Origin of the sequence: Pseudomonas sp. PDM05, from assembly GCF_014851685.1 — a bacterium.
Taxonomy (GTDB): Bacteria; Pseudomonadota; Gammaproteobacteria; order Pseudomonadales; family Pseudomonadaceae; genus Aquipseudomonas.
The window spans coordinates 33,440-49,762 of the sequence record NZ_JACVAC010000019.1 but is presented as its reverse complement, the minus strand read 5'-3'; the positions used below and the strand labels follow the sequence as shown (position 1 = coordinate 49,762).

At 63.0% G+C, this 16,323-nt stretch carries 12 protein-coding genes; 3 read left to right on the top strand and 9 right to left on the bottom strand.

From position 1 onward, the window contains the following. Positions 1–132: 132 nt before the first annotated feature. A complete protein-coding gene (locus IB241_RS25295) occupies positions 133–1,281 on the top strand; it encodes an aldose epimerase family protein (RefSeq protein ID WP_192300909.1) in 1,149 nt (382 codons plus the stop codon). A 116-nt stretch (positions 1,282–1,397) separates the two neighbouring features. On the opposite strand, the gene araH is transcribed toward IB241_RS25295, so the two are convergent. The 7 genes from araH to IB241_RS25260 form a co-directional block, all read right to left on the bottom strand. Further along, on the bottom strand, positions 1,398–2,366 hold the full coding sequence (gene araH / locus IB241_RS25290) for an L-arabinose ABC transporter permease AraH (RefSeq protein ID WP_192300908.1): 969 nt from the start codon (positions 2,364–2,366) through the stop codon (positions 1,398–1,400). 9 nt (positions 2,367–2,375) lie between these two features. After that, positions 2,376–3,878 carry an L-arabinose ABC transporter ATP-binding protein AraG gene (araG, locus tag IB241_RS25285; RefSeq protein WP_192300907.1) on the bottom strand — a complete coding sequence of 501 codons (1,503 nt, stop codon included), beginning with the start codon at positions 3,876–3,878 and terminating at the stop codon, positions 2,376–2,378. Next, complete coding sequence (locus IB241_RS25280; RefSeq protein ID WP_192300906.1) at positions 3,875–4,879, bottom strand: substrate-binding domain-containing protein; 1,005 nt, start codon at positions 4,877–4,879, stop codon at positions 3,875–3,877. Before IB241_RS25280 ends, araG begins: the two co-directional genes overlap by 4 nt. Positions 4,880–4,964: 85 nt before the next feature. Further along, the gene (locus IB241_RS25275) at positions 4,965–5,828 is read right to left on the bottom strand and encodes an SMP-30/gluconolactonase/LRE family protein (RefSeq protein WP_192300905.1); all 864 of its coding nucleotides are present in this window, start codon (positions 5,826–5,828) and stop codon (positions 4,965–4,967) included. A gap of 38 nt (positions 5,829–5,866) precedes the next feature. After that, positions 5,867–7,447, bottom strand: a complete 1,581-nt coding sequence (locus IB241_RS25270; protein ID WP_192300904.1) for an aldehyde dehydrogenase (NADP(+)) — start codon at positions 7,445–7,447, stop codon at positions 5,867–5,869. A 10-nt stretch (positions 7,448–7,457) separates the two neighbouring features. Then, positions 7,458–8,447, bottom strand: a complete 990-nt coding sequence (gene araD1 / locus IB241_RS25265) for an AraD1 family protein (RefSeq protein WP_192300903.1) — start codon at positions 8,445–8,447, stop codon at positions 7,458–7,460. Positions 8,448–8,463: 16 nt separating this feature from the next. After that, positions 8,464–9,786: an MFS transporter gene (locus IB241_RS25260; protein ID WP_192300902.1), complete on the bottom strand. Its 1,323-nt coding sequence runs from the start codon at positions 9,784–9,786 to the stop codon at positions 8,464–8,466. Between the two features lie 192 nt (positions 9,787–9,978). Between IB241_RS25260 and IB241_RS25255 the strand changes: the two genes are divergently transcribed. Both IB241_RS25255 and IB241_RS25250 read left to right on the top strand, forming a co-directional pair. Continuing rightward, positions 9,979–11,715 carry an IlvD/Edd family dehydratase gene (locus IB241_RS25255; protein ID WP_192300901.1) on the top strand — a complete coding sequence of 579 codons (1,737 nt, stop codon included), beginning with the start codon at positions 9,979–9,981 and terminating at the stop codon, positions 11,713–11,715. Positions 11,716–11,763: 48 nt separating this feature from the next. Then, on the top strand, positions 11,764–12,486 hold the full coding sequence (locus tag IB241_RS25250) for a FadR/GntR family transcriptional regulator (protein WP_017739605.1): 723 nt from the start codon (positions 11,764–11,766) through the stop codon (positions 12,484–12,486). Between the two features lie 122 nt (positions 12,487–12,608). Here the strand turns inward: IB241_RS25250 and IB241_RS25245 are convergent, their stop codons facing one another. Together IB241_RS25245 and IB241_RS25240 are read right to left on the bottom strand one after the other, a co-directional pair. After that, positions 12,609–13,979 (bottom strand): hypothetical protein, encoded by a 1,371-nt coding sequence (locus tag IB241_RS25245; protein WP_192300900.1) that lies wholly within the window; start codon positions 13,977–13,979, stop codon positions 12,609–12,611. A gap of 127 nt (positions 13,980–14,106) precedes the next feature. Next, positions 14,107–16,242 carry a TonB-dependent siderophore receptor gene (locus IB241_RS25240; protein WP_192300899.1) on the bottom strand — a complete coding sequence of 712 codons (2,136 nt, stop codon included), beginning with the start codon at positions 16,240–16,242 and terminating at the stop codon, positions 14,107–14,109. Positions 16,243–16,323 lie beyond the last annotated feature (81 nt).

Genomic DNA, 16,323 nt, shown 5'->3' with positions numbered 1-16,323 from the left:
GCTGCCTCGTCTAATTAGTCTTATTTTATTTTGCAAAAACCTGTTTAAAGGCTATAAATTCGCTGTCCAACAGACAAAATATCGCACATTAGTAGAACTATTCCACTCAAAACAACAAAAGGAAGTTCGACCATGAAGCACCCTCGATACCTGCTCTCGGGCCTGGCCATGTCCATGCTGATCGCCAGTGGCGGCACTCAGGCGGCAGGCCTGAGCAGCGAGCACAAACCCTTCGGTAAAACCAACGACGGCACCGCCGTCGAACAGTACATCCTGCGTAACAGCCATGGCATGCAAGCCACGGTGATCACCTACGGCGGCGTGTTGCAGGCGCTCAAGGTGCCGGACAAACACGGCAAGGTCGAAGACGTGGTGCTCGGCTTCGACGATGTGCAGGGCTACCAGGCCGGCACGGCGTTTTTTGGCGCGACCATCGGGCGCTTTGGCAATCGCCTGGCCGGCGGCGCGTTTGAACTCGACGGCAAGCGCTACCAAGTACCGCTCAACGACGGCCCCAATGCGTTGCACGGCGGCGCCCAGGGCTTTGACAAACATGTGTGGACCGCCACGCCAATCAAGGCCAAGGACTCGGTGGGCGTGACCCTCACCTACCTGTCCAAGGACGGCGAGATGGGCTTCCCCGGCAACCTCAAGACCGAAGTCACCTACCGCCTCAACGACAACAACGAACTGCACATCGACTACAAGGCCACCACCGACAAACCCACGGTGCTCAACCTGACCAACCACAGCTACTTCAACCTGGCAGGCGCAGGTAATGGCGACATTCTCAAGCAGGTCGCCACCCTGCACGCCAGCCATTACACGCCGGTCAATGCCACCCTGATCCCGACAGGCGAACTGGCGCCCGTCAAGGGCACGCCGATGGACTTCCTCACGCCGACGCCAATTGGGCAGCACATCAAGGACGATCATCCGCAGCTCAAGTTTGCCGAGCCCAAGAGCGGTGGGTTTGATTTCAACTGGGCGCTGGATAGCAAGGGCGACGTGAAAAAACTGGCGGCCGAAGTGCGTGATCCTGAGTCGGGACGGCGCTTGCAGCTGTTTACCACGGAGCCTGGGGTGCAGTTTTATACCAGCAACTTCCTCGATGGTTCGGTGAAGGGTAAAGCCGGCAAAACGTATCTGCATTGGAGTGGGTTTACGTTGGAGACCCAGCATTTTCCGGATGCGCCCAACCAGCCGAACTTTGCATCCACCCGCCTGAACCCAGGCCAGACCTACACCCAGAACACCATTTTCAGATTCACCGCGGACTAAAACTGTGGGAGCGGGCTTGCTCGCGAATGCGGTGTGTCAGTCAACACATTTGAATCTGATACACCGCATTCGCGAGCAAGCCCGCTCCCACATTTGGTTCCTCACATGGCTTGGAGTCAGCGTTGTTTCATGCGGTCGATGACGACTGCCAGCAACAGGATCGAGCCACGGATGACGTACTGGTAGAACGTGTCGATGTTCTTCAGGTTCATCGCATTCTCGATGATCGCCAGGATCAACACCCCGGCGATCACGTGACGGATCATGCCCACCCCACCACTCAACGACACCCCGCCCAGCACGCAGGCCGAGATCACGGTCAGCTCGAAGCCCTGGCCAATCATCGGCTGGCCAGAGGTCATGCGTGACGCCAGGATCACCCCGGCCAGCGCGCCGATCAGGCCGTGCACGGCGAAGATGAGGATCTTGGTGCGATCCACGTTCACCCCGGCCAGCAGCGCGGCCTCCGGGTTGCCGCCAATGGCCATGGTGTTGCGCCCGTAGGTGGTGTAGTTGAGCAGCCAGCCGAAGAACAGGAAGCACAGGATGGTGATCAGGATCGGCACTGGCACGCCCAGCAACTGGCCGTTGCCGAAGACGAAGAACTGTTCCTGGGACACGCCCACCGCCTTGCCGTTGGCAAAGATGTAGGCCAGGCCGCGCACGATCTGCATGGTCGCCAAGGTGGTGATCAGCGCGTTGACCCGCAACTTGGCGATGACGATGCCGTTGATCAGCCCGACGACCAGGCCCATCAGCAATGCCGCGCCGATGCCGAGCAACACGCTGTCGGTATCGCGCATCACGATGGCCGCGACCACCCCGGCACAGGCAATCACCGAGCCCACCGACAGGTCGAAGTGCCCCGACGCCAGGCAGAACAACATGGTGCAGGCGGCGATGCCCACCGTGGAAATCGCCAGGCCCAGGCCGCGCATGTTCAGCGGTGAAAGGAAGTTGTCGATAAGCAAGGCGCACAGCAAAAAGATGCTCACCGCCGCCAGCAGCATCGCCCAGTTGTCGAGCAGTGCGCGCACATCCAGGGGTTTGCGTGCCGTGGGCAGCGCGTTGTGTTGAGTGGTCATGGTTCTCTCTCAGTTCGCCAGGCTGCGCGGCAGGGCCAGTTGCAGCAGGTTGGATTCAGTGGCGTGCGCGCGGGTTTGTTCGCCGCGCAGCGCGCCTTCGCACAGCACCAGGATGCGGTCGCTGATGCCCATCACTTCCATCAGGTCGCTGGACACTACGATCACCGCAATGCCCTGGGCTGCGAGGTTATGGATGATCTGGTAGATCTCGGCCTTGGCGCCGATATCGATACCGCGGGTGGGTTCGTCGAGCAGCAGCACCTTCATCGGCATCGACAGCCAGCGGCCGAGAATGGCCTTCTGCTGGTTGCCGCCGGAGAGGTACATGATCTTCTGCTCGGCATTCGGCGTCTTGACCTTCATCGCCTTGATCTGGTGCTCGGCGTTGCCCTTTTCCCAGCCGTCACGCAACAACCAGCCGAACGCCGAATGGGCGCCACGGGCGCTGATGTTGATGTTCTCGGCGACGCTGGACAGCGGGATGATGCCTTCCTTTTTGCGGTCTTCGGGGCACAGCAGCACCCCGGCGGCGATGGCATCGCGCGGTGAGCGCAGTTGCAGCGGCGCGCCGCACAGTTCCAGGCGACCGGCGCTGGTGCGCTCTAAACCGCTGAGCAGACGCAACAGTTCGGTGCGCCCTGCCCCGACCAGGCCGAACAGGCCGAGAATCTCGCCTTTGCGCACGTCAAAGCTGATCGGTTCACGCAAGCCGGGGCCTTGTAAACCGTCGGCCTTCAACGCCACTTCGCCGTGGTCACGCGGGCGGTAATCGTAGATGTCCTGGATGTCGCGCCCGACCATGCACGTCACCAACTGGTCATGGGTCAGCGCGCTCATGTCATCGAAGGTGCGCACGAAGCGGCCGTCCTTGAACACCGTCACCGCGTTGCAGATGCGGAACACTTCTTCCATGCGGTGCGACACGTAGAGCACCACTTTGCCCTCGTCGCGCAGACGCGTGATGATCGCCATCAAGCGGTCGATCTCCCGCGCCGACAGGCTGCTGGTGGGCTCGTCAAACGCGATCACATGGGCGCCACGGGACAGCGCCTTGGCGATTTCCACCAGTTGGCGCTGGCCCAGGGACAGCCGGCCGAGCTTTTCGGCCGGGTCGATTTCATCCGCCAGGCCCTTGAGGCAAGCGAGGGCCTGCTGGCGCAGCAAGCCCCGATTGACCACGCCGAACCGCGACGGCAAATGCCCGAGGAACAGGTTTTCGGCGACGGTCATTTCCGGCACCAGGTGCAGCTCCTGGTGGATCACCGCCACGCCGTTGGCGATGCTGTCGGCGGCGCATTTGAAGGCCATGGTCTGCGCGCCGATGTGCAGCGAGCCGCTGTTGGGAATGTAGGCGCCGCCAAGGATTTTCAGCAGCGTCGACTTGCCCGCACCGTTCTCGCCCATCAGGGCGTGCACCTGCCCCGGGTGGGCGGTAAAGCTGATGCCATCCAGCGCCTTGACCCCGGGAAAGGTCTTGCCGATGCCGTCAAAGCGCAGGGCCGCAGCGGTCATTGCCACAACCCGATTTTGGTCAGTTCTTCCTTGAAGTTGTCGCGGGTGATCAGCGTCACTTCATCCATGGCGGTGTACTTCGCCGGTTCCGTGCCCTTGGTGACCCAGTCGAACATCATTTTCGCGGTGTTGTAGCCCTCGATATGCGGGCTCGGCAGCATCGAACCGAAGAAACCACTGTTCGGCTTTTTCAGCTCGCCGATGGCGTCGGTGCCATTGATACCGATGCCGATCACGTTGGCCGCCTTGAAGCCGGCGCTTTCGGTGGCGCGCACGCCGCCAAGCACGGTGTTGTCGTTCATGCCGCCGATGATCAGGTTTTTCGCGCCACTGGGCAGCTTGACCAGGGCCGAGTTGGTCGCGTCCATGCTACCGGGGACGTCGAGGGTCTTGGCCGCCGTGAACAGGATGTGATCCTTGGGCATGCCGGCCTCTTCCAGGGATTTGACCGAGCCGTCGGTGCGTTTCTTGCCGGTGTCGAGTTCGTTGAAGGTGTTGATCACCGCGTAGGTGTCTTTCCAGTCCCAGCCACGTTTTTTCGCTTCGGCCGCCATGGCCGCGCCCTGTTTCTGGCCAACTTCGAAGGCCGCCATGCCCAGGTACGGCACGTCTTCCATAAAGGCGCCCTTGGCATCGACGAAGCGATCATCCACGGCAATCACTTTGAGGCCGTTGGCCTTGGCCTTGGCGACGATGGCCGGGCCGAGGGACACATCCGGCGGGCAGATCACAAAGCCCTTGGCGCCGTTGGCCGCGAGGCTGTCGATGGCCGAAAGGGTTTTCTCGCCATCGGGCACGGCGATCTTGATCACGGTAAACCCATGGTCCTTGCCGGCTTTTTCGGCGAAGGCCCATTCGGTCTGGAACCACGGTTCTTCAGCCTGCTTGACCAGAAAGCCGATCTTCACTTCTTCAGCGGCCAGCAACAGCCCACTCAAGCTCATGGCCGAGACCGCTACGGCGGCGGCGCACAGGGAACGGATACCACGACGACGATTCATAGGGTGACTCCTTGTTGTTGTTTTTAGGTAGAACGGTTCTTGTGGCGCGGGAGCTTGCTCCCTCACCACAGCTCAGGCTCGCTCGTTATCCGGCGAAACGCGTGCAAGGCTTTCCGGGCACATCCACTTCCATTGCCAGCACGGCACCGTCCAACGGGTGATCCAAAGGGCTGGCGGCACTGGTGATATACAGGGTGGTAAGGTCCGGCCCACCGAACACACAACTGGTGGGACGGCTGACAGGCAGTTCAATGATGCGGTCCACCTCCCCATCTGGCGCGATACGCAGCAGGCAACTGCCATCCCAGCGCGCATTCCACAGGTAGCCTTCAACGTCCATCGCCGAGCCGTCCGGCACGCCGCGTGCGTGGGCGCCGAACCACGCCTGCGCGGGGTCGAGTTGGCCGTCCGGCCGGATTGCAAACTGGTACAGCGTGCGGTCCATGCTGTCGCCGAAGTGCACCAGGCTGGCATCCTCGTTCCACAGCAGGGTGTTGGGGATGCCCAAGCCGCCGAGCAACGGCGTGACCTGCGCATCGGCATCGATACGAAACAGGCCGCCGGAACGGCGCGTAATCGGCAGGTCTTCACCCTGTTCGCCGATGTTGTTCTGCATGGTGCCCAGCCACAGGCGCCCCCGGGCATCGCAGCGCGCCTCATTGCTGCGGTTGCCCGGCTGCGGGTCGGCGACGCACAACAACGTCAGGGCTTCGGTGACCAGATCCAGGCGATACACACCACTGCTCAACGTCACCAACGCATCGCCGCGCTCACACGGGATGAACGCCGAGACATGCTCGGGCAACTGCCACACCTGCAACTGCCCGCCCATCAGGCGCAGCGCCTGCTTGCCGGCGATATTGACCCAGTACAGCGCCTGGGTGGGCACGTCCCAGAAGGGACTCTCCCCCAGTTGCGCACGGTGTGCGGTAACGGCGTGAAACGACATGTTGCCTCCTGGATTGTTGTTGTTCTCAGGTCTGCGTCTTACAGCGGGTCACGCGATGGCGTGCCATCCACCAACCGCTGGATACGCAACGGGTTGGCGTTTTTCAACGCGTCGGGCAGCAGGCTATCAGGGTAGTTCTGGAAGCACACGGGGCGCAGGAAGCGGTCGATGGCCAGGGTGCCGACCGAGGTGCCACGGGCATCGGACGTTGCCGGGTACGGGCCGCCATGTACCATCGAGTCGCAGACTTCGACGCCGGTGGGGTAACCGTTGAGCAGGATGCGCCCGACTTTCTGTTCCAGCAGCGGCGTGAGTTCGGCGAACTGTTGCAGGTCATTCGGCTCGCCGATGAGGGTTGCGGTGAGCTGGCCATGCAGGCCGTGCAAAGCGGCACTGAGCTGAGCCTGATCAGCCACTTCGACAAATACCGTGGTGGGGCCGAAGACTTCTTCCTGCAACACTTCATCGCCGTCGATCAACAGGCGCACATCAGCCTTGAACAGCTGCGGCTGCGCCTGATTGCCCGCCTGCGGGTTGCCCGCCAGATGCTCGATGCCGGGGTGTGCGAGGAGTTTTTCCAGGCCCTTGCCATAACTGCCCAGGGTGCCGGCGTTGAGCATGGTTTGTGCCGGTTGATCGCCGATCAATTGCGCCACTTGTTGGGTGAACGCGGTGAAGGCCGGCGAGGCGATGCCGATCACCAAGCCAGGGTTGGTGCAGAACTGGCCGCAACCCTGCACCACCGAGGCGGTCAGATCGCGGGCGATGGTTTCGGCGCGGGCTTTGAGCGCCTCGGGCAGCACGAGCACCGGGTTGATGCTCGACATCTCGGCAAACACCGGGATCGGTTGCGGCCGCGCCGCCGCCATGTCGCACAACGCACGCCCGCCCTTGAGCGAGCCGGTAAAGCCCACGGCCTGGATCGCCGGGTGCTTGACCAGCGCCTCGCCGACGCCCGCGCCAAAGATCATGTTGAACACACCGGCTGGCATGCCGGTGGCGTCGGCGGCGCGGATAATCGCGTCCGCCACGCGCTCGGCGGTCGCCATGTGCCCGCTGTGGGCCTTGAACACTACCGGGCAGCCTGCGGCCAGCGCAGCCGCGGTATCACCGCCGGCCGTGGAAAACGCCAGGGGAAAGTTGCTCGCGCCAAACACGGCGACCGGGCCCAGGCCGATGCGGTATTGACGCAGGTCCGGGCGCGGCAGTGGCTGGCGCTCCGGCAACGCCTTGTCGATGCGTGCGCCGTAGAAATCACCGCGCCGCAGCACGCTGGCAAACAGGCGCATCTGGCCGCTGGTGCGCCCGCGTTCGCCTTTGATGCGGGCAGCGGGCAGCGCGGTTTCGCGGCAGACCAGCTCGACAAAATCATCGCCCAACGCATCCAGCTCATCGGCGATCGCATCGAGGAACTGCGCACGCCGGGCTGCACTCAATCCACGGTAGGCCGGGTAGGCCTGCGCGGCGGCCTTGGCGGCGGCGTCGACTTCCTGCGCGGTGGCCTGGTAAAAATCCTGGAGCAAGGCTTCGCCGGTGCTGGCGTCGACGCTCTTGAGTGTGACGCTGCCGTTGGCGCTGCGCTGGCCGCCGATGTAGTTGTGGCCGAGAAACTGGGACATGAGGGGCTCCTTAAAGGGTGAGGACGTGGCCGGGTTCGAATGCCGCATCGCTGCTGCCGACGCTATTGACCAACGGCGCGCCGAATTCGGCCTGGCTGATCTCGAACACATCCCCCGGCTGGGTACGTATACCGTCGGCGAATGACAACGTGGCGGTGCCGAAGAAGTGGACGTGCACATCGCCCGGCGTGAGGAACTGGCGGTACTTGAAGTGGTGGTATTCGAGGTTTTCCAGGCTGTGGCACATGTTGGCCTCGCCGCTGAGGAACTCGTTCTGCCAGATCACTTCACCGTTGCGCAGGATGCGACTGCTGCCCGACAAATGCGCGGGCAGCTCGCCGATGCGCAGCTCGGGGCCGTAGCTGCAACTGCGCAGTTTGGAATGGGCCAGGTACAGGTAGTTCTTGCGCTCCATCACGTGGTCGGAGAACTCGTTGCCCACCGCGAAGCCGACGCGATAAGGCCGGCTGTCCGGGCCGATGACGTAGAGGCCGCCGATTTCCGGCTCTTCACCGGCGTCTTCGGCAAAGGGTGGCACCGGGAACGCGGCGCCGGGGCGCACGACGATGCTGCCGTCACCCTTGTAGAACCACTCCGGTTGCACACCCGCCTGGCCGGCAGCGGGTTTGCCGCCCTCCACGCCCCATTTGAAGATGCGCATGGTATCGGTCAGGGCGGTGTCGTCACCGGCCTGGTGCATCTTGTCGCGGGCCGCGGCGCTGCCCAGGTGGGTCAGGCCGGTGCCGCTGATAAGCATGTGAGCGGGGTCGGGGTGATCCAGCGGTGGCAGGATTTTCAGCGCGGCGAGCAATGCCGCGTAATCGTGGCTGGCGCCCAGGCCCAGGCTGTTCACGTGTTGCGCCAGGCCGACGCCGGCTTCGATGGCGGCCAGGGCCAATTCCCGCACGCTGCGGGCGCCCTGCACTTCGCGCAATTGCGCGCCCTGTACCACGCCGACCCGACGCTCACTGTTGTGCACTTCAAACTGAACTAAACGCATGCCTTTTCTCCTTGAATCAAGTACGTGTGGCGCCACGGGCGCTGGCGGCAAATTGGTCGGCGGGCAGCACGTGCTTGCGTTCCAGCAGGCGGTAGACCACGCCGGTCAGCAGCAGGCCGAACACCATCACAGCGGACAGGAAGTACAGGCCCGAAGCGAGGTTGCCGGTGTATTCCTTGAGCGCACCGATCACGAACGGGCCGATATAGCCGCCGAGGTTGCCCACCGAGTTGATCAACGCAATGCCCGCCGCCGCGCTGGCCCCCGCAAAGAAGCGCCCCGGCAAGGTCCAGAACACTGCGGTGCAGGAAAACATCGCGAATGCCGCCAGGCACAGCGCGGCCATTTGCAGCACCGGCACACTGAGCGAGGCGCTGAAGAACAGCCCGATGGCGCCCAGTACGTAGAGCACCGCAAGGTGGCCGTAGCGGTCGTTCAAGCGGTCGGAACTGCGCGGGATGATCAGCAGGCCGATAATGCCGAAGAGGTAAGGCACGGCGGAGATGAAACCCGTGGTGAGGTCGCTGCCGCCGAACTGCTTGATCAGAGTCGGTAGCCACAGGCCCAGCCCGTAGATGCTCAGGGTCACCGGCAGGTAGAACAGCGCCAGCAGCAACACGCGTTTGTCTTTCAAGGCATGCAACGGGTTGCCGTGGCGGGTCTGGCCGTAGGTTTGCAGGTCTTTGTTCAATTCGCCGGTAAGCCAGGCCTTCTCGTCGGCGCTCATCCAGCTGACCTGCTTCGGCCCGTCCGGCAGGAAGCGCAGCACCGGCCAGGTCAACAGGATCGCCGGGGTGCCGATGACGATGAACAGCCACTGCCAGCCGTGCAGGCCGAGGATGCCGTCCATGCCCAGCAAACCACCGGACACCGGGCCGGTGATCATCATCGCGATGGGCTGGGAGAGGATGAACAACCCGAGGATCTTGCCGCGATGGCGCACCGGGAACCACTGGGTGATGTAGTACAGAACGCCAGGGAAGAACCCCGCCTCCGCCGCGCCGAGCAGAAAGCGCATCACATAGAAGCTGTGCGGGCCCTGCACAAAGGCCATGCCGATGGTGATCGTGCCCCAGGTGATCATGATCCGCGCAAACCAGCGCCGTGCGCCGAAGCGGTCGAGCATCAGGTTGCTGGGGATCTCGAACAGGAAGTAGCCAATAAAGAACAGCCCCGCGCCCAGGCCATAGGCGGCGTCGCCGATGCCGACGTCGGCGCCCATGTGCAACTTGGCAAAGCCCACGGCGGAACGGTCCACGTAGGCGATCAGGTACAGCAGGATCAGGAAGGGAATCAGTTTCAGCGTGATGCGCCGAATAAGCCGCAGTTCCTGGCTCATGGGTCGATCTCCGGATTGTTGTTTTTATAGAAGCTCGGGGGACGCCTCTCGCGAAAATCCGCCAGGGTCATACCTCAGTTGAGAAAGACTATATAGTAGGACTATTTGCAAAACAACTCTTCCAAAGCAGCGATTTTGCGCTTATGTTTAAGCACGCATAGAACATATAGTCATACAATAAGAGAATCGATCATGTCTGATAAAAAGCCCGGCCTACGCTCCGCCCAGTGGTTTGGTACTGCCGACAAGAACGGCTTCATGTACCGCAGCTGGATGAAGAACCAGGGCATTGCCGACCATCAGTTCCATGGCAAACCGATCATCGGCATTTGTAATACGTGGTCGGAGTTGACCCCGTGCAACGCGCATTTCCGCCAGATCGCCGAGCACGTCAAACGCGGCGTGATCGAGGCCGGTGGCTTCCCGGTGGAATTCCCGGTGTTCTCCAATGGCGAATCCAACCTGCGCCCTACCGCCATGCTCACGCGCAACCTGGCGAGCATGGACGTGGAGGAAGCGATTCGCGGCAACCCGATTGACGGCGTGGTGCTGCTGACCGGCTGCGACAAGACCACCCCCGCCCTGCTGATGGGCGCCGCCAGTTGCGACGTACCAGCCATCGTGGTCACCGGCGGGCCAATGCTCAACGGCAAGCACAAGGGCCAGGACATCGGTTCGGGCACAGTGGTCTGGCAGCTCAGCGAACAGGTCAAGGCCGGCACGATTACCCTGGACGATTTCCTCGCGGCCGAGGGCGGCATGTCGCGTTCGGCGGGCACCTGCAACACCATGGGCACCGCCTCGACCATGGCCTGCATGGCCGAGGCGCTGGGTACTTCCCTGCCCCACAACGCGGCGATTCCGGCGGTGGATGCGCGACGTTATGTGTTGGCGCACATGTCTGGCATGCGTGCGGTGGAGATGGTGCGTGAAGACTTGAAGCTGTCGAAGATCCTCACCAAAGAGGCGTTTGAAAACGCGATCCGCGTGAACGCGGCCATCGGCGGTTCGACCAACGCGGTGATTCACCTCAAAGCCATCGCCGGACGCATCGGCGTCGAACTCGACCTGGACGACTGGACCCGCATGGGCCGCGGCATGCCGACCATCGTCGACTTGCAGCCGTCGGGGCGCTTCCTGATGGAAGAGTTCTACTACGCCGGCGGCCTGCCCGCCGTGTTGCGCCGCCTCGGTGAAGCCAACCTGATCCCGCATCCGAATGCGCTGACCGTGAACGGCAAGTCCCTCGGCGAGAACACCAAGGACTCACCGATCTACGGCAGGGATGAAGTGATCCGCACCCTCGACAACCCGATCCGCGCCGACGGCGGCATTTGCGTCTTGCGCGGCAACCTGGCGCCGCTGGGTGCGGTGCTCAAGCCGTCGGCCGCCAGCCCGGAACTGATGCAGCATCGCGGCCGTGCGGTGGTGTTCGAGAACTTCGACATGTACAAGGCACGCATCAACGACCCGGAACTGGACGTGGATGCCAACTCGATTCTGGTCATGAAAAACTGCGGGCCGAAGGGGTACCCGGGCATGGCCGAGGTGGGCAACATGGGCTTGCCGGCCAAGCTGCTGGCCCAGGGCGTGACGGACATGGTGCGGATTTCCGACGCGCGCATGAGCGGCACCGCGTACGGCACCGTGGTCTTGCACGTGGCGCCGGAAGCGGCGGCTGGCGGGCCGTTGGCCACGGTGCAGGAAGGTGACTGGATCGAGCTGGACTGCGCCAACGGGCGCCTGCACCTGGACATCCCCGACGCCGAACTGGCGGCGCGCATGGCCGATCTTGCACCGCCGCAGAAGCTGATCGTCGGCGGCTATCGCCAGCTGTACATCGACCATGTGTTGCAGGCGGACCAGGGTTGCGACTTTGACTTCCTGGTGGGCTGCCGAGGGGCGGAAGTCCCCCGGCATTCCCACTAATTGGGATGCTATGATGCGGCGTCTTTAAGCCAGAGCCTCCCCGTCGTTATGGATCACCAGCCGCCCAAGCCGCGCAAGAGCATGCATGCCCAGATCGTTCAGGACTTGGGCATGCACATCGTTTCCGGGCGCTTCAAGCCCGAAGAAAAGCTGCCCCTGGAGGCCACGCTCTGCGAGGAGTACAAGGTCAGCCGCTCGGTGTTGCGCGAGGCGACGCGGGTGCTCAGCGCCAAGGGCCTGGTGTATTCCAAGCCACGGGTCGGCGCGGTGGTACGGCCACGCTTGAAATGGCACCTGCTCGACCCGGACGTGCTGTCCTGGTTGATGCAGTCCACGCCCCACAGCGAATTCTTCAACACCCTGGCCGGTGTGCGGCGCATCCTCGAACCGGAAATCGCCGCCATGGCCGCGACCACGGCTACCGATGAAGACATCGCCACCATCGAAAAAGCCTACCTGGGCATGGAAACCGCGAAGACCCACGAGGAGCTGCTACAGGCCGACCTGGACTTCCACCGCGCCATCGCCGACGCCACGCGCAACGACCTGCTGGCCTACATGTGCAACATGCTGTCGTTGCCGCTGCGCGAATCGATCAACATCACCAACCGCCGCCCCGACATCCAGGGCCTGAGCCTGCCCCGGCACAAGGCGATCCTCACCGCGATCCAGAACCGCGACGCACTGGGTGCGCGGCATGCCTCTCTGGTGCAGCTGGACGACACACGCGTAGCGCTGGACACCGTCATGAACGTCCTCACCCCCCTGTAGTGAGCGGGCTTGCCCGCGCTGGGTGGCGAAGCCGCCCCAAACGGTGCGCCGCGGTGTTTCAGAAAAACCGGGGGGGCTGGATTTGGGGCGGCTTCGCCACCCGGCGCGGGCAAGCCCGCTCACTACGGGGTTTGGTGCAAGCGGTAGGTGTTGAGGACGGTGTCGGCGCCGTAATCCTGCTGGCTCCAGATCACCCGGTCGCTTTTCCCCTCAAACCCGCGCACGCCCATGTAGCCGTCCAACGCCAGGCGTTTCCAGGACTGGCCCCAGTCCTGGGAATAGAACACCGCGTCGGCCGAGATGTTCGCCTCACCCCACCAATACAGCCAACGCGGCGGACGGTGGCCGCTGTAGGTGTTGACCAGCAGGCTGTTACGTCCTACCCACAGCCCGAACGCCTGGGTCTTGGCGGGCAGTGGGGAGAACACGTTGGGTAGCTCGCCCAGGGGTTTCCAGGCCAGGCTGCCCGTGTCCAGCTCGGCGACCAGCGTGCGACCGCCGGAGCCCTGGTCGATCAGCCCGATCACACGACCGGCGCCGTTGTCGGCCAGTTCGGAGATATACAGGCCGTTGTCCCGCTGCAGGCTCTCCACTTGCCACTGCCCAGCCACGCGTTGCACCTGCACACGGGTGGTGACGCTGAACGCCAGGTTATCGCTCTTGCCATCGGGATGGCTGGCCCAATAACGCTGGGACACCCAGATAAACGCACGCTGCGGGCTGACTTGCAGGACGTGGGTGAGTTGGTCGACCGAGTCGCGCCACTCCTGGATGTCCGGGTGCTGGCTGCGCACGTAGTCGGCGGTCACTGCCAGCGGCTCTGTCACCGTGATCGGCGTGCTGTGGGCACCGCCATCGGCGGAGTAAAACACCCCGGACAGCGGCTCGATGTCGTCGGCCCAGCGCCAGGCCCAGACCTCGTCCTTGCCGTAGAAGTACGGCGTGATCGTGGTGGCCGCACCGCTCACGTCAGGGAAAAACCCGTCGCGCAGCCACGCCCAGCTTTTGCCCTGGTCATCGCTGCGAAACACCACGTTCTGGGCGCCCCCATCGTCGGCCCGATAAATGTCCGTCAACAGCACAACCCTTGCACCGTCTGCACTCGTCACCAGGCACGCCGTACCACTGACCTGCGCTACCGGCTTGAACACGCCGTCGGCATCCAGGCGCGCGATAACGCTGGTTTGGGACGTGTCCCGTGGTTTGCCGGCAACCAACCCATTCAGGTCGATGCGCTCGGCCGACGGCGCCAACTGTTCATATTCATTTTCCACGCGCCCCACCAGCCACGTGCCCTGGGCGGTCACCACCACCCCGGTGCAGTCCTTGGCGACCGCCCGTGGTCGCACGCCGGGCAAGGTGCCGAGGGTCTGTTGAGCGGGGCTGGCGCCGCCGATTTGCTGGGTGGCGCTGATGAGAATCCAGCAATACCAGAGCGCCAGGACGACCACCAGCGTGAAAAGCACACGGGCTATCAGGGTTGAACGAGGCATGAGATGTCCATATCCGGGAAAATGGACATGCTTTTCTCATCGAATGGGGGTGGACGTAAATGCTTATCGGCGGGGATTTGTCAGGGGTGTGACGCGGCTTGCAATTGGCTGCAAGCCGCGCGGGGTTTTACAGGGTGTAGGCGATGCCGACCTGGACGGTGCGGGGAGCACCGGGGTAGGCGTAGATATTACCGAACGCACCTTCTTCAAACTCGCGATTGAACAGGTTTTTCACGTCGAGGTTCAGGCGTACTTTGTCGTTGACCTTGTAGTAGCCAAGCAGGTCGACGACGGTGTAGGCATCCATGGCGAACGAGGTGTTTGCCGTCTGGCCTGCGCGCTCATCCACGTATTTGGCACCTGCACCCAGGCCAAGGCCCTTCAGCGTGCCGTCCTGGAACTCGTACACGTTGAGCAGGCTGAAGCTGTTGCGCGGGATGTTCATCAGGCGGGTGCCGGAGCGGAGCGTGGTGTCCTTGGTGACTTCGGCGTCTACATAGGCATAGCCGCCGATGACCCGCCATTGCGGCGTAAGGTTGCCCGCCACGTTGAGATCGAAACCACGGCTGCGCACCTGGCCTGCGGCAACGCTGAAGGCCGAATCCACCGGGTCGGTGGCGAGGACGTTTTTCTTCTCGATCTGATAGATCGCGGCATCGACGCTCAGCTGGCGATCCAGTGCTTCCCACTTCACGCCCATCTCATAGGACTTGCCCTTCTCCGGCTCGAACCCGCCACCGACGCGGGCCGCGCCGGTGTTTGGCTTGAACGAACGCGCAGCGTCGGCGTAGACCGCTACGGTGTCGGTGAGGTCGTAGGTCACACCCACGCGCGGAGTGACCGCGTTGTCCGCGGCGCTCCAGGGTTTGACACCGCTCACATAGCTTTCGTAGTCATGTTCGAAGCGCTCGAAACGCGCGCCGGCCAGCACTTTCAGGCGCTCGGTGAGCGCAACCTGGTCCTGCACGAATGCGGCGTAAGTCTTGAGGTTTTCCTTGTCATGGGTCGGTGTGCGGGTGAGCGGCGGACGTGCCTGGCCGTAGACCGGATCGAAGATGTCGATGGGGTAAGTGCCAGCCGCCGCACTGGAGCGCTGGATGATCGATTTGTAGTCGTAGTGTTCAAATTCGACACCGGTCAGCAAGGTGTGCTCGAAACCGCCTGCGGAGAAATGCCCGGTGAGGTTGAGCTGGGTGTCTTTGTCGGTCCATTCCAGCTTGCGGTAGTTGAAGTTGCGTTGCAGGGTGCGACCGTCGGCGTTCAGGCTGGCGGGACCGTTGGCCTCAATAGCATTGCCCTGCAACGTCCCATCCAACCACTGGAATCCACCGCCCAAGGTCCAGTTCTCATTCAGCAGATGCTCAAAGCGCAACTGCGCCATGCTGTTGTCGTTGTGCAGCTTGCCCACATCCTTGTCGCCCCAGAACGTATCGCGGGACGCGGTGCCTTTTTGATTGGCGAAGCGCGTCAGGCCACGGTCCAGCGGGTGGTTGTTGCGCATGAAGTCGCCTTCGAAGATCACCTTGGTGTCGTCGCTGGCCTGCCAGGTGATCACCGGCGTCACGCCGTAGCGCTCGGTTTCCACATGATCACGAAAGGTCTCGCCGCCCTCGCCCACCACGTTCAGGCGATAGGCCAGGCGGCCTTCGTCATCCAGCGGGCCGGAGGCGTCGAGGGTGCCGCGCTTCATGCCTTGGTCGTTCAGTTGGCTGCCCAGGGTCACGGTGCGCTCGGGCAGTGGTTGCTTGGACACCACGTTGAAGGTGCCGCCTGGGTCGCCACGGCCGTACAGCATAGTGGCCGGGCCGCGCAGTACTTCGAGGCGTTCGATGGTGTTGGCGTCCGGCATGTTCGGGTAGCCACGGTTGATCGGGAACCCGTTGCGGTAGAACTCGCCGGTGGTGAAACCGCGCACAGTGAAGGTAGTGAGGCCCTGGCCGCCGAAGTTGTTGGCACGGCCGACGCCGCCGGCGTAGTCCAGCGCGTCTTGCAGGCGGGTGGCGCCGATGTCTTCGACGGCATCCTTGGTCACTACGCTGATGGATTGCGGGGTTTCATGGATCGAGGTGTCGGTGCGCGTCGCACTGGCGGAACGTGTGGCGAGGTATCCCTTGACCGGGCCTTGGGCGGTCTCGTAGTCCGCGGTGCCGGTGATGGAGGTGGCTTGCAACTCCACGCTGGCTTTGTCGGTCGGGGCGACTTCTGCCCAGGTGAAGGGGGAAAACGCCTGAAGCACACAAATGGAAACCAGGGTACGACGCATGAATGATGAACCTAGTGAATGAGCCAAATGGAGCGGCATAGCTGCCAGATTTTCGCGGCGCGATGCTATACCAACCGCAGA